The organism is Endozoicomonas sp. SCSIO W0465, assembly GCF_023716865.1.
In the GTDB taxonomy this organism is placed as follows: Bacteria; Pseudomonadota; Gammaproteobacteria; order Pseudomonadales; family Endozoicomonadaceae; genus Endozoicomonas.
This window is the reverse complement of sequence record NZ_CP092417.1, coordinates 5,090,975-5,111,975: the sequence shown is the minus strand read 5'-3', so window position 1 is coordinate 5,111,975 and position 21,001 is coordinate 5,090,975. Positions and strand designations below refer to the sequence as shown.

Sequence of the window (21,001 nt, the reverse complement as noted above, 5' to 3'; positions counted from 1 at the left end):
GCCTGTTATCTTTCTTCCGGAAAACCCGATACAGCTATTACCATGGAAAGAACAAAAAAGGGGATTGGTTCATGGGAGCCCTGACGAAAGCTGACATGGCCGAGCGATTGAACGAAGAACTTGGTCTTAACAAGCGTGAAGCCAAAGAGATGGTCGAACTGTTTTTTGAGCAAATTCGCCTGTCTCTCGAAAAAAATCAATCAGTGAAGCTGTCCGGCTTTGGTAACTTTGATTTACGAGATAAAAACCAAAGGCCCGGCCGGAACCCTAAAACGGGAGAGGAAATCCCGATCACCCCACGTCGTGTGGTGACCTTCAAACCCGGTCAGAAACTCAAGGCGAGAGTGGAAACGTATGCAGGACATGGAACTCAGGACGAGTGATCTGCCAGCCATCCCTGGCAAACGTTATTTTACCATTGGCGAGGTAAGCGAACTCTGTTTGGTAAAGTCTCATGTATTACGCTACTGGGAGCAGGAGTTCCCGCAACTGTCACCCGTTCGTCGAGGTAATAGGCGCTATTACCGACATGAAGATGTACATATAGTTAGGCAGATCCGCAGTCTGCTATACGATCAGCGCTTTACGATTGATGGAGCACGTACTCAGCTAAAGCAGAATACAGTTAAACGACAAACGTTTGATTATCGTACTGAAATAGCGCAGGCAATATCGGAATTAGAAGCGGTCGTTGATATTTTGTCCTGAGCTAAATCCTTAACAATTGGCTGCGATTTGCACCAGTACAAAACCGAAGCTTATCGAAGAGCAAATTTTCACGTCCTGTGATACTCCATGGCAATCCATTCTGCCTGCCCAGAAAATACTTCGGAACAGGTAGTAACTAATCACATCATACAAGGGTGCATTGTTGCCACGGCGGAATCCAGGATATAGGCTCCATTAGACCAGTAATGTTTTGCAAGTAGTAACGTTGCCAGGGATTACTGCTGTCACTAAAACGTACTTGCTCTACAAGTTTGGGATTGTCATGTAATTGCTGAACATAGAGCAGACCAACTTTGATTGCGGCAAGATCCTCGGGTGTTTTGCCATTGCTATCTTTATCAGCCATCGTTGTTCTCGGGAGCATCCGGAGCTGGTTATCCTGATCATTCGCCGAACCTGCGATCATTTCTCGGGTTGCGGACATTTGCCGTTCTTGCAGATAGTTGAAAACTTCCGGAACATCCTGATCTACGGCACAATGAAGCAAGGTTCTCTGGTGTTCTGATGTGTGAAACAAATACTCTCGGTAATTTTCACTCGCCTCGAAATGACTGCAAAGCTCACGAACGACCTCAAGACTGCTGTGACTTGCCGCCAGACTGAACAGGCTTTCGCCTTTGTCGTTTATAGTGTTTTTCATTTTATCCTGAACATCAAGCTCTTCAATAAGCGCTAATGCTCCTTTGTCCCAGCCGGTCAGCAGAGCAAAATGCAAAGCCGTGTCGTGATTCGTGGCAATTGGCTGTTGATCACCAACTTCGTTATTGCCCTTTGGTGATGCACTAGCCACATTGGCAGTAGCTTCAATTGCAGTAGCTTCAGTTGCAGAAGCGCCATCATCATTTGCGGTAGCGCCATCAGCAGTAGCCGATGTTTGTTGATCAATGTACTCCCGGCAAAAATCATCCGCAATAGCGAGTCTTAACAGTTCCATATCACCAGCAAGAGAGGCAATATGCAATGGGGTTAAGTTACAAGGGAAATCCCAGTCGTTTAATTCACCGTCAGGATCTTTTAATTGCCCGGCAACCGTCTTAGCCGTTTCGACCAGCGTTCTGGTGTCTGTCAACTTCGGGAAGACTTTAGCCGTTTCACTGCAGGACGGCTCTTTTGCTGGTATGGCTTCCACTCCTTCATGTTTCGTCTCCTGGACTGGTGAAGCCGGAATATGCGGTTGAATTTGAGAAGTGACATTCATAACAAGGTGACCTCGGAAATGGACCTGCTCTGTTTGAACACCTGATCGGGACAAAGTTCCTGACTAAAACCAAAGAAAAACTTTTCATCACCCATTCACCCTGCCTGTAACAAACTGCCATCAGCGCCCCCCACTGAGCTTGGAAATACCAACATCTGTACTACGATACATTCATAACAAATCATCCAGTCACCCGATAAAAATCACTAATAAGTAGTTGATAATTTGCTTTCGGATAAATTGACTGAACGATTATTTAGTATTTGCAAACGAAATCATATGACTCTCTCCAAATGAAGCGAACACTCGTTCAACTTCCTTTTCAAATTCCGTGAAACTCTTGATTGACAATAGATTGAGCCATTCATACTTTACTTTCCTCCACAGGATCTCAATCAGATTGAGTTCAGGTGAATATGTTGGAAGAAAGCAGATCAGTAACTTTTTCTCAAGAGTCCAGTCAGCGATTCTGTCACGAAACTTTTTGCTGGTATGAATACTGGCATTGTCCACCATAACTACGGTGTAGCGGTCATTTGAACTGTATTTTTCATCCTCCATTTTCTCTGCGAAGTCGTCAAAGGCTGCAATCACTGTATCACTATTCACAGAGCCCACAACAGGGTAATGAAACAGCTCACAGCTCCGATTCATAAAGCCCAGCACGTTGATGCGCTTACTTTTGACTGATGGAATTCTGAGCTGCTTTCCTTTTTCCTGCCAGCCATATGGCACACAAGGTTCTTGAGGGCTAAGTTACCGTTAATGGTTGAATCAGCTAAACTCCCATAAAATCTACGTTGTAGGGGAGTGATATGCAATCTGAACTCTTCCAGAATTTTATTGATTCCATTTCAACATTAACCAGTGAACAGCGAGACATTCTTAACAACTCGCTCCTTAGTACTCAAATAGAGGTTACCGAGGTAGTAGAAACCACTGACTCTGAACCTGTTTACAGTGAATCTATACCCAATAACGATAATGCAACACCTGACGTAGAAAAGAGCATACTTGCCCAATTTGCCGAAAACCCCAGGTGCCCCAAATGCAAAAGCCATAGCGTTGGTCGCTGGGGCATACGAAATGGCCGACAGCGCTACCACTGCAAGACTTGCGACTCAACGTTTAACGCCTTTAGTGGAACGCCTTTGGCAAGGCTCAGGCACCCTGAAAAATGGAACAAGTACCTCGCAGGTATGACTCACTCTATGGTCTTGCGACCAGCTGCTGCTGAGAATGCCATTGACTTGAAAACTGCGTTCCGCTGGCGTCACCGCTTTCTTGAAGTGATTAATAATGATCAAGCAGAAGAGCTTTGTGGCATTACTGAGCTTGATGAAACATTTTTCCGTGAATCCTTCAAAGGGCAAAGAGAAGGCCTTCCACGGCCAACCCGAAAGCGGGGTAATGATCCCAACAAAGCCCGAAAAGTCCCGGTAATGGTGGCTCGGGACCGTAATCGAAATACCGTTGACGGTGTATTAGAAAACGAAAGTGCTAATGAATTGTGCAGGCATTTAAATGGCCGCATATCGATACAGGCCACGGTCTGTGCGGATGCACACCTCGCTCACGAAAAACTTGCTGACAAGCTTGGATTTGTCTTCAAGGAGCTGGTGACATCAGCAGGTCAACATGTTGTTGAAGGCATCTACCACATCCAGACTGTAAATTCTTATCACAGTCATTTAAAACGCTGGATTGGCGGCGTATTCCAAGGGGTTGCAACTCGTTACCTTCCCCATTATCTGGCCTGGAGGCGAGAACTGACGGCAGCAAAAAAATTAACTGTTGGCCGGTTGATCAGCAGAATTACTGAACATTGGTGCTTCCAACCATTAACGGTAACTTAGCCGTTCTTGAGTAAATCCGGACTCATCAAAATAAAACAAGTTTATTAACCCTTTGCGCTCAGCTTCCTGGGCGTCTTTCAGTGCAGTTTTACAACGCTGGAAATGCTCTTCGTCCCGTTTATGTTTGCACGATTTACGGAGTCTTTTGTAAACCAGTCCTAACTTTTTTACGATGTTGGCCAGAGTAAGTTTTGATGAGGATTTACCGGTCTCATCCTCAATTTTGGATTTTACATACGATAAACGACGAGGCTCTTCTGCTACTAACTCTTTTATGCGTTGCACTTCAGATTCATCATATATGCAAGATCTTCCACCACCATGTTTCTTATACAATGCACGAATACCATAGTCCTCCCAATCATCAATCCATTGGGAAACGGTCTGATATTTAATCTCAAGGATTTCTGCAATTTGCTCAAGGGTAAAGCCTCGATTACTCAATAGAAGACCATGAGCTCTTTCCCTGATACACCTCAGAGGGCCGTAGTGCTTGGCGTATTTCAAAGTTAATACAACAGCTTCATCAGTGATATTGACATACTTCATAGGTTGGGGACGTTTTAGTTCAAGACCCACTTATAATAGATTAAGGATCTCTTTCTTTGTCTGCCTGATAGTACGATCAAAATATCCATAAGCAAACTTTTAACTACTTAAATATGCAGGAAGCAAGAGCGATTCTTTCCACTGGTTTAACTCTGTTTTTGTTGATACTGACGGGCAAACTATTTGCAAATGAATTTCCAGATAGCCTGGTTTACGAAACCGTCTCTATTCATACCGATGCTGGCGGTATCAATACCTGCAACAATATCAATGAGTTTTTTCCCGAGTCACGACAACAACTTGTCAAACTGGTAAAGCACGCAAAGCAATCAGGCAAAAAAATAATTCTGACCGGTGCAAAACACAGTATGGCAGGGCAGGTAACCTGTCATAAAGGAGACCAGGATAAGCAGTACCTCCTTCTTTCTCTTGAAAAAATGCCGGTCAAATCGTCACTGGATGGACAGTATCTTACTGTATCAGCCCAGGTGACCTGGGATGAGTTAATCAATATTCTGAAACAGGATAATTCCGGTCCTGCGCTGGCACCCGGCGTTATGCAGGATTTCAGCGTTTTTACGATCGGCGGCAGCATGTCTGCCAATGCCATGGGGCGTGACCCCAGGTTTGGTCCCATGATCGACTCAATAAAGTCATTTACCCTGCTGAAGGCAGATGGTGAAGTGATGGAGTGCTCCAGAACACACAATAGCCGATGCTTTGAAGCGGTTATTGGTGGCCACGGGGCCTTTGGGGTTATTCTTGAAGCCACTATTTTGCTGGTTCCGGATGTTGCCATTCAGTTAAGAAATTACCAGCACAGCAACAGTGAGTATGCTGTTTACTTGAAAACACAGGTCAGCCAATCAAAAGAACTGGATAAACACTACGGGCTTTTAGAGTTTGGTACTGGAGAGCTATTGGTTAATATCCATGAGTATTATGAAGTGGCTGACAAAGGGCAGCCTCTCCAGCCGTCCCGAGCCAATAAAACAAAGAATTCTGCTGTTGCTGACCAGACAACAAGACGTGAGTATCTTCACCATCATCGGTTTTCATTTAAATGGGGCGGTCCGAATCAGTCAAGCCAGCTACTGAGCGTGGCAGTTCCACTGCATCACTATGAAGAATTTTCTGAAGCTATACCTGATCTGGTGACTGGCTCTTCAGGATTAAAGTTTCACGAAATCACCACAAAATATATACAGAATCAACAGGCAAAAAATATGCTTCAGTTGATTACTCAGGATTCTATCGTTTTTGTTTTTGTGATTGAGAATCGAAAAGCAATCCAGTCAGACCTTGATTTGTTTAAAAAACGGTTGTATCGGTTGACTCAGAGCGTAGGAGGAAAACCTTACCTGGCATTTGACCTGCCAAAAGATACTGACTGGTTAATTGACGCCTATCCAAGGGCTAAAGAGTGGTTAGCCCTGAAGCAGGAATTTGATCCAAATATGACTTTCTACAGTCAGTTCTTCCATAATTTCAAGCGGCAAATATCACCAGGGGGCTGATTCTGGATGTCTGTGAGCGCCACCGGACTCCTGTTGACACGCTCAGATTCAAGTTGCGGATCTCTCAGGCTGCTGTAAATTTCCGGTATCTTATTGTTGTAGAGTGTATTTGCGTTGTTGGGGCTGTTATGGAAGGTGCAAAGTTTGCTATGATAGTGCGTTATTTCGCGGGCGGCTGTTTTACCCGTTATGCAGTAGCCTGTGGTTATCCTCTGGCTGCTGTCATGACCGGGATTGTTGCCGAACTCTCTCATCCTTTGCATGAAGGCGGGGGTACTTCATGGCTGTAGTTGCCAAAAAGTCATCCATGATTTTTTTCTCGGATCCAGCTGACCATTACTGTCACCGGGTTCGTATTGTACTGGCAGAAAAGGGCGTTGCTGTTGATGTTCAGAATGTTAATCCGGAGAACCTGCCCAGGGAGCTTTCCGATCTGAACCCCTACAACAACGTGCCTACGCTGGTTGACCGGGAACTGGTTCTTTATGAGCCAAACGTCATGATGGAATATCTGGACGAACGTTTTCCTCATCCACCGCTGCTGCCTGTCTATCCTGTCAGCCGCGCCCAGAGCCGACTGATGATACACCGTATTCAGAAAGACTGGTGTGCCCTGGTGGATACCATTCTGGATCCCAGAACCAAGGAGACGCCAGCGGCTCGTGCCCGTAAAGAGCTACGTGAGAGCTTGCTGGCTGTTGAACCGATTTTTTCTGAAATGCCGTTCTTTATGAGTGAAGAGTTCACTCTGGTGGACTGCTGTGTTGCACCAATCCTATGGCGTCTACCGGTGCTGGGCGTTGAACTGCCCAAGCAGGGTAAGTCTATTCTGGACTATGCTGAGCGTTTATTTGAGCGTGAGTCGTTCCAGGAGAGTCTTTCTGAAATCGAAAAGGAAATGCGTGAGTAACCTGGCTGGCGGCGTGGAGTGTTTCCGGAGGCTGTTATGACGATGACCAGTAGCCGTTCGTATATTGCCAGAGCATTGTATGAATGGATTCTTGATAACGATTGCACCCCCTATATTCTGGTGGATGCCCATCGCCGTGGCGTTGAGGTTCCACAAGCGTACGTTAAGGATGGTCAGATTGTTCTGAACATCTCGCCAACAGCGGTACGGGCACTGAATATTGGTAATGATTACATCATGTTTGATGGTCGTTTTGGTGGTCGCGCCCTGACGATTACTGTGCCTGTTCCTGCATTGATGGCTATTTATGCTCAGGAGAATGGTCAGGGAATGGTTTTTGAGGTGGAGCCACTTGATGGACAGGAAGAGGTGGAAGATACTCAGGCAGAAGTGCCGGATGAAGAGCCTCCTCAGCCACCCAAGAAACCGGGTCGTCCTCATTTGAAAGTGGTTAAGTAGCCCGTTCACAGGCAGGCTACTTTTGAGAAAGAGCCGCTATGCGGCTCTTTCTCAAAGTGCTTCTTTTCAAGGTGCTTCGATTAGCCTCTGTACAAAACTGCTCTGCTGCGGCCCGAGCAGGAGCGCTTGGAAATTTTCCATCGCCTGGGCCAGCGTTTTCATCTTTCTGCGGATTTCTGTTTCGGACAGGGCTTCTTCCGGGACTGGATCAAGATTGCTTTTCGTGCCCGATGGTCTGTTTTTCGAGGCAAAAACTCCGGCAGCGGGCAAACAGGACTGACCTGAAATTGATTTTCTGGCAGTTACTTCCCGGATAAGCGCCAGCAGTTGCCTTCGGCAGTCAAGGATTTTTATCATATTTTCACTGGCTGTTTTTATATTCGCTACAAAGCATGAAATACGATCTTGTTCACTCATGATCAGTTCAAGGTCATATTTGATCTCAGATAAATCCTGTGTTTCCTGATCGCCGTCCATGGCGAATAATTGCAGTACATTGATGATCTCTTTTTGCAGCGTAAAAGCATCCTGCAGTATGTGTTGATGTGTTGAGAATGATGTTGCCAGTTCAAAAACTTTATCGCTTAGATTACGTATCTGCTGTTTTTGTAGCGTGATTCGTGTGTTTTTGTCCGATTTTGACAGCTCTTTTTGTTTGCATAGATCAGATTTCATTTTTTTCAGATAATTACTGGAACAAATAGAAATACCCCGGCTCCTCTGCATACCCTGAAGAACCCGATCAAAGAATTGTTTAAACAGTATCTCGGCGCGTAACGATTTTATCTCAACAATCAATAGCGAGTCGTCCGGCGGGTTTTTTAACAGCCCCAATACTATGGTATCTGCCTTTGATAACTGACCATTCCCATAATATTGCCAGGCCATTTTCAGTGAGTCATTAGCTGTCTTCGAAGAAGCGATATCGTTGAGGTCACCAGAATGATCACTGCTGACACTGCAGGGTGGTTGATGAGGTTCCACTGAGGTGGATTCTTCGCTGTCCGATTCAGCGTCATCCTCAGTGTAATGGTTATTTTGCTCAGAGGTTATTGTTGACAGTTTGCCATTGATAATGGATTCAAATTTTTTCTGTTCTCTGGCATTATTCTCCTGCTCTTCCCGGATCAAAATGTCCCAATATTTTTCTGCTTCGGCACTTTTAAGCGCCATCTCCTGATTGGTCATCTTGTAAAGTCGTTCACACTGGGGTGTCCAGATGGACTGGTAAAATTTGATCTGTTCGGTTGAATCGAATTTTCCCAGTATTTTTTCAACGCTTTGATAGAGAATGAGCTGGTCTTCTTTATCAGAATTATCGTCTTGTTTTGCGGTTAAGTACTGAATTTTCAGTAATATTGTATCAATAAGCGGGTTAAATTGTGTATGGAATTCATGGTCACTAAAGCCAAGGGTAATAATCAGCTCCAGTGTCTCCATCAGATTGATTTCATTGTTACAATTAGCGATCCATTGTTTGATAAGCGATGCTATTGAAACAACATTTTTATCGCTTATACAGTTCGAAACAAGGCGTTTACAAGAAACCAGAATCAATACCATGCTTTTCAAGAACGGTTCAGAGCGATCGTTGTATTGCAATGGGTCCAGCAATTCAATGAAGTGGGCTACCCGTTTATCCAACTTTTGCTGGTGTTTCTCAGCGATGGATTCTATTGACTCTTTACTAAGCAGTGTATTGTGAAATAGTATTAATTTTTCCACCAACTCCTGTTTAAACAGGAGATCTTCTTTGATATGCGATAGCGCGGCAAAGCCATATAGTGTGTTGAGCATTAATACTGCTTTTTGCATTTTGGTTTTCTCCAGAACATAGGTTTTTAAACTGTCTCTGGATCCGCTTTCATATTCGCGGGTAATGATGGGGATATCCTGGGTTGCCAGTGCAATGCTTTGGTCAAATAACTCAATGGCTCGGGTATAAATATTGGCTGCGTTTCTTGTTTTATTGGGATTGGCATCCTTGTATAAGTGCAAAAAGTCATTTGATAAACTTTCAACACGCTCTTTCAGGATTTTAACATTCTCTATCGCTTTTCTGTTTTGTTTTTTGGGTGTCTGTTTCTCGCTAATTTTGTACTTTGCCAGCAATACCGGATCGGCTTGCCATTTTTGCTTGCCATTAGCAGAGCTGGCAAGTGTGTATTCCTTGCTGTTGCTGATGGTGAGTGCTGTTGTGGCTATCGTATCGGATTTTTTCCCGGCGGAGCAGGGTGGGGGTGGGGGTTCCTCGACGGGGCTGCCATGATCAAACAGGAATGTTATCTCCTGATCCAGTAAGGACTTGAATGTCTCAAAAGACTCAGGCAATGCATACCCGAGCAGTGTTGCTGTTTTGCTGTAGGCGTAGGTAAACAAGCTGTGAGCCCAGAGTGTTTCAGTCGTTCGTTGAGCCTTGATTGCGTAGAGCAATGTTTTCAGGCTGGCCGTTTCAAGGCGATGTCGGATAAGGTTAATATGAGGCATCCAGCTATGAAGAAAAGGTGCTTCTGACTGCAGGTCGCACTGTGGATCAATACAGGGGATCAGGCGAATCGTCATATAAATAGCTGATAGTCCTGCTGCCTCTTCATAATGACTGATATCTGTCCCGTTATCGGTTGCCATAACGTAGGCAATGGCTGCTTTTAAAAATAACGTCAGGGCGCGTGCCGTGTCACCCCTGTGCAGGGATATATTGCCCTTGTACACACAATGCAGCATGGCCGAGCGCATTGTGGTGATGTCTGTTGTACCGGATTCCGATGTACCTGATTCCCGTGTATCACTGATTAATAGTGTTGGTGTTAATAACGCGTTGAGCTCTTTATCAACAGGGAAATACAGATCTACCTCTTGCCAATCGGGTGCGGAGAAAACCTTTTTTTCTATAAAATACACAACACTATAAATCAGATAGGGATTCATGGTCCGGTAATCAGGATAGAGTGCGTCGAATTCGGCAGGAAGAGTAAAGCTCAGATCATGATATTTCTGCTGGTTGTAGGTCGGAGTACACGGTTGCACAGCAAGATTGAATGCTTCAGGAGATCCGGTTCGGGCAGCCAGTATGGTCAGCACAACCGGGGCTTTAATGTGCTTTGCACGATTGACGGTCCGTAAGTCCCTGAGTATTTCAGTCATGAGCATCGGGTTGTTAACGTCACTGAGATGAATGATCTGGTAAAGTGCCAGAATCAGTATTGATTCTATGTGATTTAACTGCTTTCCTGTTTCCAGTGCTAACAGCGTGGTATCCGAAAGGGCTCTCATGTCAACGGTTATCCGGTCCGTCTGGCCGGGTTCCTGAATAACCTTTAATACCTCATTAAATAAACTATCGCCAAGTTTATGCTTCTTATCCTCACTGAGGCTGTGACAGGTTTCCGGATTGGATATCATGGCTAACACAATTTGAGTTTTTTTCTTAATGAGCGCCTCCCGGTCTACCTCTTTAGTCGTTGTCGGATTGGCTGGCTCAACAACGGTATCTTCTGATGATTTTTTTTTTCCTGTAACGAGGCATCCTGGACTTTCCAGGGCGTGATTTTGGGTTTTCTGTTCGACAGTGTCCGGGCTTTTGTTTGGGGGGGGGAGTGGACTGCCGGATGATGCTATGGTGATTGCCTGCTGATGAACCGGTGGTTGACCAGAGCGATGTTGTGCCTGTTTAAACTGATGTTCTTCAGATTGGGCCGGTGCCATGAGATAACGTTCAGCAAGAATGTAGGGTTTGAAAACGTTAATCAGTCTTGGCGATGGGGAGGCCGCATAATAATGGTCCCCTCCGGAGTGAGCAATAAATAATAAACTGGCTAGTCGTGTATCACCTACAGCGCAATTAAACAGCGCGGGCTGTTTAATTTTTAATGTTTTGATCAGATTCGGCGTTAATTGATTTGCTTCATGAATGCTGTGCTTATGTTTCTCAATGTTTTGTTCCTTGGGGTTTACTTTCAGTAAAATAATGGTTGTGCCAGTGATGATCGCCACTATGTGCAGTAGAGAGCTCCATCCATAGTGAGCGGTATCATTCGGATTACCTGCCGGGTTAGCAATCGTTCGGTTCTCCAGCAGGTCATTAATGGTTTTGCCAGACTCCGGAAGGATCAACGTATTCAGTTCCTCGTATTCAGAAGCACTCAGTCCGGCGGTGTATGCACAGGCTATCCAGTGATGGACTGTGTACCTAATCATTTCAGAACTGATGACCATGTTTTTATTCGCAGGGTTATGTAGTGAGATGCCGCGCAGAAAGTTATGCGTTTTCAGGAAATTGATTGCTGCTGTTCTGTTTTTATTCAGTCCGCTGGCAAGGGATTCGTAAAAGCAATTCCCATCTTTTGCCGTATTTTCCAGATCAAAATCATTTCTCAGCAAAATCATCAGATCATGGAACGAATAGGCAGGTTCATGCCTGAATTTGTCAGATGACAGGATGTTTATTAACGCCCTTTTTTCAGGGGATGGGGAATGTTTTAGTTGATAGGGTGAAGAAAAAAAACAGTGGTATAATCGTTCAACAGGACAAATGTTCCTTATTAAAGCAATGGTTTCATGAAACTGTCTGTTCAGTGCTTTAAATAGTTCTGAGTCGTAAAACGATGGATTGGTTTGCTGACAGTACAGCGTGATAAAATGTTTATCAATTTTTGAAAGGGCAACTGCACTATTGAGGACTCCTGTCAGTTTCTGGTTATTATTTTCATTGACAATCAGCTTCTCATTATTTTTTTTTAAGGAAAAAATATCAAGAGCCAGATAACCATTTGGCGACAAAACAGGAAGGGTACCTCCATACTGTGCTTTTATGTAGATGGGGATTCTGTTGACATAATGATCATGGGTGAAGTCCAGTTCTTTCATCCATGTGGTTTTAACCGAACATTCAATTTTGATCCAGGGTTTTCCTGTAAGAAACAGGGTTAACTGCCCTGATAAAGGTGATGCTTCAAAATTATCTGGATGACTGCCAACAAGGCGCATGTTTGGGCTACAGTCTTTCAACGGGAACGCTTCGGCAAACACAATATGTTGCAGTTTTCGATTGAGATTAATAATCAGTTTGTTGGCAGTTTCTTCATCATTCAACAGGATATCAATATCATTCACATTTTCATTAATACGGGCGTAGAGCAGGTCAACACCACAGGAACCAAAAATAACCAATTGCCCCGGATAGTAATGGTTAAAGTGCATGATGTCAGTGAGTACTTCATAGAAAATAACTCGTTTGAATGCTGGCAGGGAGGGTTCTGTTTTTATCGGAGCGCTGACTGATGGTAGATCTTTTTGAGCTGTTTCCGGGTTTATGAACGATGCAGTGCCTTGCTCGAAAGTCGATTTAATGGGTGATGCAGGACTCCTTTTCTCGATTTTATAGCGAATTAGCGGTTTTTCTTGTGAAGTATTCAATGGCGTAACTTGACGATTCAGCTGTGTATCAAAAGTATCGGTGCGAACAACACCACTGGTGTTGACCTCAGTTAATAATGCTGCTGAAGGTGCTACGTTATATGTATCACTGGATACCTGCATGGTGAGACCTTATCAATTTTATTCATGTGGAAGTCCAAACTGTTTAATCATAGCAGCGCAGGAAGCGGTAATGATGAGGCTGGTCGTTGATACGATAAGGTAATGAAATTAAATCTGTTGCTCCTTCATTTATAATATTATCCCATCATTCTGAGCATTTTTGGATCGCTGTTTCAGGAAGGCTTCCACTTTTCTCTTCTCCGGTAAGCCTTTGCTGGCCGACATGGAGGAAACTCGGTTGACCACTGCCCGATCTAGCGGCTGGTCCTTAACGGCCTCATCAATGCCCTGCCATCCCTTTTTCAAACAGGCCAGCTTCAGGAAGGCTTCCACTTTCGCCTTTTCCGGTAAGCCTCTGCCATTACACATGGTGGAAATGTGGTTGACCAGTTTCTGGTCGAGCGGCTTGCCCCTAACGGCTTCATCGTCACCCTGCCATCCTTTTTTCAGGCAGCCCATCTTCAGGAAGGCTTCCACTTTTGCCTTTTCCGGTAAGCCTTTACCATTACACATGGAGGAGATGCGGGTGATCAGGTCCCGGTCGAGCGGCTGGTCCTTAACGGCCTCGTCGATGCCCTGCCACCCCTGTTTCAGACAGCCGAGCTTCAGGAAAGCTTCCACTTTCGCCTTTTCCGGTATGCCTTTGCTATGACACATCGAGGAAATGTGGGTGGCCAGGGTCCAGTCGAGCGGCTTGTCCTTGACGGCCTCATCAATGCCCTGCCATCCCTCTTTCAGGCAATCAAGTTTCAGGAAGGCTTCTACTTTCGCCTTTTCCGGTAAGCCTTTGCCAGATGACATGGAGGAAATCTGTCTTAACAGGGGGGTGGCTGCAATTGATGCTATATCCCCATCTTCCATGTTCATAAACCAGGTCACAGTGTCCTTGCTCTTTAGCATGCTGGTTAAACAGCCAGTGTTGTTTATTATGTTGCTCGCAGCCGAAAAAAACACATTGGCTTTTTGAAAATACCTTGAACACGCTTGATGTTCTGTAACGATATTGAATCGCTCAAGTTTTGAAAAGAGAGTAGGCCGGGGAGGGGTGCCTCTGCTCATGGATAATTCAATAGGCTCTTGTAGGATTTCAGACTGCTACTGGGTTGAACATTGCTGAAGCCCTTTATCTACAAAGGTTGTCAGCATATTGTCCGGTAATGTTGCTCAATCCTTGTTTTTCGTGACCTACAGTCAGTTTTCACTGTAGAGCAGTTCGTAATCAAAATAGAGCCATTCAATAAACCTCTCATCAAGCGTTTTCAGAAGTGTGCTGGCGCTGGACAGTAGGGTTAAGACGCCCGGATGACTCAGGTATGCCGTTATTTGATGTTGATGTAAGGCGGTGAACTTTGTGATGATTTCCTTGTGATCTGGCTCCCGATCAACACTTAACGATTCACGTTGCTCTGTCGGGTATTTAGCAGTAAAGAAGGAAGTGTGGTCTTCACCCGGATCAAAATTTATTGGTTGTGGATAGACGATAACCGAGGGACGCGAGGTACTGATTTCATGCACTGGCAATGGTAAAGTTGTAGTCCTCTCGGTAGATGTTTGTGTACCAATCTCTCCTTTATTATTAACAAATTGCCAACACCTCCGTTTTTTTCTGGGTTGTTTCGATTCCCAATACTGTTCACTGGAATCCTCTTGAGTTTTCCTGTTTTCCCCATCAACGAGTTGAACCCTGTGTCCGGAGAAGTAGCGCTTTCTGTTGTTGGCATCCGGTAATGGTTCAGTAGTAGCAACGGTAGCGGAAGAAAGGATGGAAGCATGCTGAGGGTAATTTGATACGGGAGTTGACATAGGGGGTGCAATTACTTTCATTTGATCGACCATTTTACACCTTTATGGCACATCAATAATGACCAGATAAATCCGCCATAGTTCAATTGGTAGCGGCAACTACGTAATTTCTCAAAAACTGCTGGCAGCACCACACGGAAGATGACGTGAAGCCTCCTCAATCAGGTTACTCAATCTCGGAAATAACCCATCGCCCATTAGTCGGCTTTTCAGATAATCCCAAAAAGAGAGACCATACAGGCGACACGTTTTTTTCAGGCTGGCAAAGGTGTCGCGACATTGCCGCCCCAAATCGCTTCGCGTCCCACTACTGATCTTTCGTCGTTTAACATATTCTCGTATCTGACTCTCGCTCAGGTTGTTGTGCAGCGGTAAGCTCGGGTCATCCAGAACCAGTAATAGCTCTTCCTTGATTACAGCCAACCCTGACAGAGCATCCTGAAGAAGCCCACTGCACGTTTGGGTTTGGATCAGCGCCTGGAACCCCTGTCGTACTTTTATTGCCTTTTTTTCAGTTGGCTCTGTCTTGAAGTCTTTAAGGTCATCGTAAATGGCCCAGAACCATGTCCGAAGCCATTTCTGAGCCATGGCCTGCTGATCATTGACCGGATGAACTTTTGCCAGCCCTCGCTCTGCATGTATCCAGCACTGGCTGTGTTTGAAAACGTCGAACTGCCTTGCCCCATCACTGAAGGTGGTAAGATGTCCTGCTCCATGCTGTATCAGGCTGCCATAAATCATGGCTTCACTGGCCTGCTGGCGCCGTCTACCAGTTAGTCTCAGGTCTTTCATACATTCTTCCCAGGCTTCATGGCTCAGGAAGGTGACGCCTCTGTATGGATTAAGAACGCGTAGCCACTTTTTGGGGTAATCCAGTTTTTCCAGATAGATCAAGGCATCGTCGGTGAACGTGTAAGTTGACCATGGGCGGTGCAGTAGGCTTACGAAATTTTCCCGGCTTTTGCTGTCTGTGCTCTCGAACCAGGCAAAGGACTCGTTATTGATGATGGTGCAGTAACCGTTCTTCCCCTTATGCCTTGTTCCCGTGTCGTCTGTCTGGATATAACTTGAACAGCGAATACCTGTAGTCAACAGCTCATCTTTCTCAGCATGGAACTGCTCGTGTCCTTTCGTCAGAAGCTGGCTGAGTTCCCCGCTGGAAATAGAGATTCCAATGTCCCATAGCCAGTCCAGCAGTTCTGGCTGGGTAACGGAGCAACCATGATACTGGTGCAGAACGTAGGCCTGCAGCATTGGCCCGTAATGATGTCCATGAAGGCTGGCTGGCGGTTTGGCCGTAATGGTTTGTCCATCGGGTGTCACCCATTGCTCTAAAAGATATTCAATACTGGATGTTTGTATTGTCAGTTCCTGAACATGAAAAGGGGTGGTTCCATTCCTGATTGATCCCTCCGGAACATCAGTGGCAGCAATGGGTATGGATTTTTCCGCCGATGGCTTTCGGGGCTGTTTACGCTGCTTTCTGGTTTTCTCGTTGGGCTTCTTAACCTTCTGCTTTGACGAGGTGTCTGGGCTGGCTCCATCGTTACCCTCAGGAGCGGATGGATCTCCATCAGGGCTGCCGGTGTCATCATCGGGAGGTTTGGTGTTTGGTTTGATGTCAGGCTTTGCGGGCAGTTTTTTTAGACGACGAATCTCTGCTTCAAGCAATTCTATCTGCTCTTTGAGCTGAATGATCTGCTCTTGCTGCTGAGTGATGAATCTCAGTAGATCTTCAGGTTGTAACTGCTGGTGTTCTAGAAAAGCCATGGTGAGAGGATAGACGACTGACCGAAATTATCCTGCTTCCAGCACTTTTTGAGAAATTACGCAACTACGGGTTCATATATATACTTTCGCACAAATAAAAGACTATGAACTTTCTCGTTATCAGACGGTCCAACGAAACAACATTCAAGGCAGATTTTACCCAACAATTCCAAGACCTTTTGCTTCATTGTGAATCTTTTGGCAATTCCGGGTTGCCTCCCAATCAAGCAATAAACGATGAACCCACTACCACCCAATTTACCCGAATTTTCCGAAGGGGTAAGGAGAGGAGTCCTACGCAACGCCCATGGCCATTGCCAGGGTCCTGTCAATACAGCGCCTGGTGGCAGCACTCAAGGCAAGTTGTCCGTTTCATGGCATATCGGACAACAGCACCGTCTCGATTTTACCTCCACCGGAGACATATCACTGACCCAGCGGGATATTCAACACCTGTCAGCCCATTTGCCCGGATTTATGCCGCAACCTGGCGGCAGTGATCAGACCCTGGTCGCCGTGGAGCACATTCAGACCACCAGCCACCCGGTCGTTCTGCAAGATGCCGGAGTCGTTCAGGTTATGGCTCCCGATCACGACATCATGCCAGATACCCTTCCCCACCTTCTTTACGGGGCCTGCCGGGTTGAGTGGTTACGAAGAAAACTGTTCCCGGTCCATGCGGCCTGCATCGCTGATGCCGGAGGGGGGTACCTGCTTGCCGGTCCCTCAGGTTCTGGCAAAACCACACTGGTACTTGAGCATGCAAGGCAGCACCGCAAACTGCCAGAACGGAAAATCATTTCTGCAGACAAAACCCTTGTCAGGTTTACCGATGACGGGCAAATCAAAGCCATAGCGGGCACTAAAACCATTTCGGTGCGTAATCAGGATATGCCCCAATGGGAGCCAGTGATCAGGGCCGGCGTTGCCGGGCCGGGAAAGTCCGGTCAGTCCATCACCAGCGCAGGCGACCGAACACATTTCCAGTTGGCACCAGATTACTATGGTGACCCGGAATCGGAAGTTCCGATACGGGGCATTTTGCTGGTCAGGTTAAACGACCATTTTGTGGAAAAAAAACTGAGCACTGAAGGTGCAAGACATCAACTGTTTCCCCTGTTCCTCGACAAGCAGCGTGAGGATGTTTTGATTGGTGATCACGATGCTGTCCTTGATGGAACCCTGCCCGTGGAGGTCAAGCGCTACTTGGGGAAGAAACTTCGGGAATATCTTGGCAAGGCCGGGCAGACTCGACAGGTCAGTGGGCCGCTGCAGGCGGTTTACCAGTCCATAATGCCCACACTGTCCATAGCGGTGTTGCCACCACCTAAGGGCAAAAAAATAGTGTTTGGCATCTGTGGCATTGGCAATGGCCATTTGAATCGTCAGTTGCCCTGCCTCAATTACCTCAGGGACAGAGATCATCAGATCGTCCTGTTTACGTACGGACAGGCTCTGGAGTATTTCCGCAACCATCAGGCGGCGTATCCGGGGATTCGTGTCTGTGAAGTTAACAACCCGTACATTGTTGGCTGTCCGTCCGGTCTGGATTTTGAGGCCACCAGTGAGCTGCCACAAAACAACAGCTCGAACTTCAACCGCATCAATTTCCAGGCCATGGCAGTAGCGGATCAACAATTGGGTACTCCGGATCTGGTGATCAGTGATTACGAGCAGGTCTCCGCCCAATATGCTTACAGCAAACAGGCTCCGCTGGTCACCAGTGACCAACAAAGCAAGTTTTTAACCGGCGCCTTTATGCCTGATCTGGCAGGTACGTCATTCCGGGATGAACAGGAGCGGCTGTCACTTTTCTTTCCCCGTGCCGACAAGCGCCTGGCCACCTCTTTCTTCTCTGTTCAACCGAATGTCCGATCGCAGCGTGGAGAAACTGCCAATGTGATGCTGCTGCCACCGGTTATTCGTCCGGAAATCATTGCTGCAAAAGCACAATGCCATGGCACAACGGCTTCATTACTGATGTACATTACCGCCCAGTCATGGACCTGTCTGCCTATTGAGCAATGGATACAGGCCGTCCGGGAGAATGTGCCTGACGGTATCACCGTGCATGTATTTTTACCCAAACAGTGTCCGCTTTCTGCTGATAGTGAGCCTATGCGCTTTTATCACCATGGCGACACCCGGTTTGTTTCATTACTGGCGGCCTGTGGCGGGGTCATCTCCACCGCAGGGCACACGCTGCTGTCAGAGGCCATGTACCTGAACAAGCCCGTTTATGCCATGCCCCTGAAAAATCTGTATGAACAGCAGATCAATGCCAAAGTGATTGGTGACAACCAGTTTGGGGTGAGCTCGGGGGAACTGAGTGCTGAAAAACTGAAAACCTTTATTGCCAACCTGGCTTTTTATGCCGACAACATCGGCAAAGATAACACCGTACTTCTGCGAGGCAATGGTAAAGACCAGGTTATCCGGATCATTGAACAGACGCTGCAGGAAAACCATCGTCCTGTTCAGGAGCCCTCCCCTTGCCACGAGATCAAATCTTCCGGCACGGATTCAGGGGCAGAAAAAAAGATACTGTTTAATGCGGAACCCTTCGGTTTTGGCCCTTCTGCTGCCATTGGGGAAATATTTCCTTATGTGCGCCAACACGCGAAGTACCTCTCCTATATCGGAGAAAAGCATACCCTCGATATTCAGTCCGGGTACCCATACAACCACATAATTGACTGCACCCTGACGGAACAGGACCCGGGCACTGAGCGCAAAGAAAAGTACCTCCGCCACCTGCGTGAACACGACCTGTTCATTACCGCCTGTGATCTGGAGGTTGCCGGGTGGGCCAAAGAAGCGGGCCTTGAAGTCATTGTCTATGATCCACTGTCCTGGTACTGGAAAGAGGTGTCTCCAGCCATTACCCATGCCGATCTCTATCTGGTACAGAACTTTCTCACCGTGCAGGAGCGGTTACAGGAAAACAGGAATAAACTGCCGGAAACCATCGTTGTACCGTCCATTGTGTCCGGCCTGCACCGTCAACAGGATAAAAACGCACAAACCCATGCGGCAAGTCTTTTGCTGGTCAATACCGGTGGGCTGATGAATCCGCTGGTTAATTCTTCCATCATGGTGAACTACGCGAAAATCATCATGAATTGCATTAACCAGACCCTTGGCAGTCATTATGACCAGCTCCGTTTTCTCGGCAGCCGAACCCTGGCAGAGGCTACACGGAACCAGTTTGAGGTCAAGACATTGGCACCTGACCAGGTGCAGGATGTTTTGCAACAGTCAACAGTGGCCCTGATGACTCCCGGACTGGGTAACATCTTTGAGGCGGCTGCCCTGGGCAAAAAAATCATCTGGCTGCCTCCGGCCAATGACAGCCAGGGCCAGCAGTTAACACTACTGAAGCAAAACCACATGGTGGATGCCAGCATTGATTGGCATGAGATCTTTCCGGATGCCCCGCCCATTGACTATTTCAAAAGCCAGAGAGAGGTGATGGAAGTCATCACTCATCGTATAGAAAGGTTAACGACAGAACCTGCGGCAATCACAACACTCAGTCATCTCATGACCCTGGCTCACCAGCAATTGACCCATGTCCAGGAGCCATCACTCAGTGAGCTTGACAGACGCTTTTCCCATGGCGGAGGGAAAGTTATTGCTGATGCGATACTGCAGAGACTAAACAAACAACACCAACACCAACACCAACTCGAACAACAAACACTGAAGGAGACAGTAAAACAATGAACCCACTGGCACACCCCGGTTGCAGTGACAATACCTTTATGGATATACGCTATACCCATCACCGCGTTCATGATGGGAAGCTGGCTGACCCGAAAGACCTCAAAAAAGCATTTGTAGAACAGGGTTATATCGTCGTCGGGAATGTGTCCACTGCAACCGATCGAGACAATGCGGTCAGCCTGTTGCAACGTCAGGTCAAGCAATATCCAGAAGCCAGTATCAATGGTTTTTTTGAACTCTACCATGATGATGTCCTGGCCCAGCTAAGGCAGAACCCAACCATGGTCAAGCTATTTGAAGCCCTTTGGGATACCAGGAAATTATGGGTGGTTTTTGACCGTTGTATTTATATGCGTCCAGAAACAGACCAGAACGGTAAACTCCCCCTTCATGTGGATCAAAATCCACATACCCAGCCCGGTTTCAGTTCAGTTCAAGGCTTACTGGCGCTCAGGGATTGTGATAAAACCACCGGAATGCTGGGTATTATTCCCGGCTCCCATCATGACTTCGCGCAATATAAATCGTGGTCAGATGATCAACAGGGCTGGATTGAATATCAGGGCGATGATGTGCCAACCCGATGGCAGGCACTCAGGGCGGTACACCTGAAAGAAGGGGAAATAGTGGTCTGGGACTCCCGCCTGACCCACTCACGATTTAATGCAGATCCTGGCTGCACCGAAAAATGGAACGAACGTATGTTGGCGATGATCAGCTTTCTGCCCGCTTCTGCCAATGAGACGCTGAGGGCAAGAAGGGTGCATGCCATTGAAAGTGGCACTGGCCAATACGATCATCAAGCAGGATTGCGGAAAACGGCAGGCTCTCACATGCCATCATTACGGGTAACCCCGGAAAACCTGACGAAAACAGGCAAGCAAATTTATGGCATTGAACCCTGGTGATGTTTTCCTGACGACTGTGCTTTAATGGCGATTTTGTA

15 protein-coding genes are annotated in these 21,001 nt (G+C 46.6%); 8 read left to right on the top strand and 7 right to left on the bottom strand.

Going from position 1 to position 21,001, the window contains the following annotated elements:
• The first annotated feature begins 71 nt into the window (after positions 1-71).
• Together ihfA and MJO57_RS22800 are read left to right on the top strand one after the other, a co-directional pair.
• On the top strand, positions 72-383 hold the full coding sequence (ihfA, locus tag MJO57_RS22805) for an integration host factor subunit alpha (RefSeq protein WP_252018985.1): 312 nt from the start codon (positions 72-74) through the stop codon (positions 381-383).
• Complete coding sequence (locus MJO57_RS22800; RefSeq protein WP_252018984.1) at positions 364-708, top strand: MerR family transcriptional regulator; 345 nt, start codon at positions 364-366, stop codon at positions 706-708. Before ihfA ends, MJO57_RS22800 begins: the two co-directional genes overlap by 20 nt.
• A 145-nt stretch (positions 709-853) precedes the next feature.
• On the opposite strand, the gene MJO57_RS22795 is transcribed toward MJO57_RS22800, so the two are convergent.
• On the bottom strand, positions 854-1,927 hold the full coding sequence (locus tag MJO57_RS22795; protein WP_252018983.1) for an ankyrin repeat domain-containing protein: 1,074 nt from the start codon (positions 1,925-1,927) through the stop codon (positions 854-856).
• A gap of 252 nt (positions 1,928-2,179) precedes the next feature.
• Entirely contained in the window at positions 2,180-2,662 is a 483-nt protein-coding gene (locus tag MJO57_RS22790; RefSeq protein ID WP_252018982.1) for a transposase, read from the bottom strand.
• A gap of 80 nt (positions 2,663-2,742) precedes the next feature.
• Between MJO57_RS22790 and MJO57_RS22785 the strand changes: the two genes are divergently transcribed.
• The gene (locus tag MJO57_RS22785; RefSeq protein WP_252017335.1) at positions 2,743-3,783 is read left to right on the top strand and encodes an IS1595 family transposase; all 1,041 of its coding nucleotides are present in this window, start codon (positions 2,743-2,745) and stop codon (positions 3,781-3,783) included.
• Here the strand turns inward: MJO57_RS22785 and MJO57_RS22780 are convergent.
• Positions 3,769-4,362 carry a helix-turn-helix domain-containing protein gene (locus tag MJO57_RS22780; RefSeq protein ID WP_252018980.1) on the bottom strand — a complete coding sequence of 198 codons (594 nt, stop codon included), beginning with the start codon at positions 4,360-4,362 and terminating at the stop codon, positions 3,769-3,771. The two genes, MJO57_RS22785 and MJO57_RS22780, sit on opposite strands and share 15 nt — an antisense overlap.
• 83 nt (positions 4,363-4,445) lie before the next feature.
• Here MJO57_RS22780 and MJO57_RS22775 point away from each other — a divergent pair, with 83 nt between their 5' ends.
• The 3 genes from MJO57_RS22775 to MJO57_RS22765 all read left to right on the top strand — a co-directional run bounded on the left by MJO57_RS22775 (position 4,446) and on the right by MJO57_RS22765 (position 7,218).
• Positions 4,446-5,849 (top strand): FAD-binding oxidoreductase, encoded by a 1,404-nt coding sequence (locus MJO57_RS22775; RefSeq protein WP_252018978.1) that lies wholly within the window; start codon positions 4,446-4,448, stop codon positions 5,847-5,849.
• A gap of 280 nt (positions 5,850-6,129) precedes the next feature.
• Positions 6,130-6,759: a glutathione S-transferase N-terminal domain-containing protein gene (locus MJO57_RS22770; RefSeq protein WP_252018977.1), complete on the top strand. Its 630-nt coding sequence runs from the start codon at positions 6,130-6,132 to the stop codon at positions 6,757-6,759.
• A gap of 42 nt (positions 6,760-6,801) precedes the next feature.
• The gene (locus tag MJO57_RS22765) at positions 6,802-7,218 is read left to right on the top strand and encodes a ClpXP protease specificity-enhancing factor (RefSeq protein WP_252027095.1); all 417 of its coding nucleotides are present in this window, start codon (positions 6,802-6,804) and stop codon (positions 7,216-7,218) included.
• Positions 7,219-7,284: 66 nt separating this feature from the next.
• On the opposite strand, the gene MJO57_RS22760 is transcribed toward MJO57_RS22765, so the two are convergent.
• The 4 genes from MJO57_RS22760 to MJO57_RS22745 all read right to left on the bottom strand — a co-directional run bounded on the left by MJO57_RS22760 (position 7,285) and on the right by MJO57_RS22745 (position 16,329).
• The gene (locus tag MJO57_RS22760) at positions 7,285-12,756 is read right to left on the bottom strand and encodes a hypothetical protein (protein ID WP_252018975.1); all 5,472 of its coding nucleotides are present in this window, start codon (positions 12,754-12,756) and stop codon (positions 7,285-7,287) included.
• 129 nt (positions 12,757-12,885) lie between these two features.
• A complete protein-coding gene (locus MJO57_RS22755) occupies positions 12,886-13,656 on the bottom strand; it encodes a hypothetical protein (protein ID WP_252018973.1) in 771 nt (256 codons plus the stop codon).
• A 291-nt stretch (positions 13,657-13,947) separates the two neighbouring features.
• Positions 13,948-14,580 (bottom strand): hypothetical protein, encoded by a 633-nt coding sequence (locus MJO57_RS22750; protein ID WP_252018971.1) that lies wholly within the window; start codon positions 14,578-14,580, stop codon positions 13,948-13,950.
• A 90-nt stretch (positions 14,581-14,670) separates the two neighbouring features.
• Entirely contained in the window at positions 14,671-16,329 is a 1,659-nt protein-coding gene (locus MJO57_RS22745; RefSeq protein WP_252017470.1) for a transposase, read from the bottom strand.
• Positions 16,330-16,692: 363 nt separating this feature from the next.
• Here MJO57_RS22745 and MJO57_RS22740 point away from each other — a divergent pair, with 363 nt between their 5' ends.
• Together MJO57_RS22740 and MJO57_RS22735 are read left to right on the top strand one after the other, a co-directional pair.
• Entirely contained in the window at positions 16,693-20,055 is a 3,363-nt protein-coding gene (locus tag MJO57_RS22740; RefSeq protein ID WP_252018969.1) for a glycosyltransferase family protein, read from the top strand.
• Positions 20,052-20,963 carry a phytanoyl-CoA dioxygenase family protein gene (locus tag MJO57_RS22735; RefSeq protein ID WP_252018967.1) on the top strand — a complete coding sequence of 304 codons (912 nt, stop codon included), beginning with the start codon at positions 20,052-20,054 and terminating at the stop codon, positions 20,961-20,963. The genes MJO57_RS22740 and MJO57_RS22735 overlap by 4 nt, the downstream gene beginning before the upstream one ends.
• Positions 20,964-21,001: the final 38 nt, after the last annotated feature.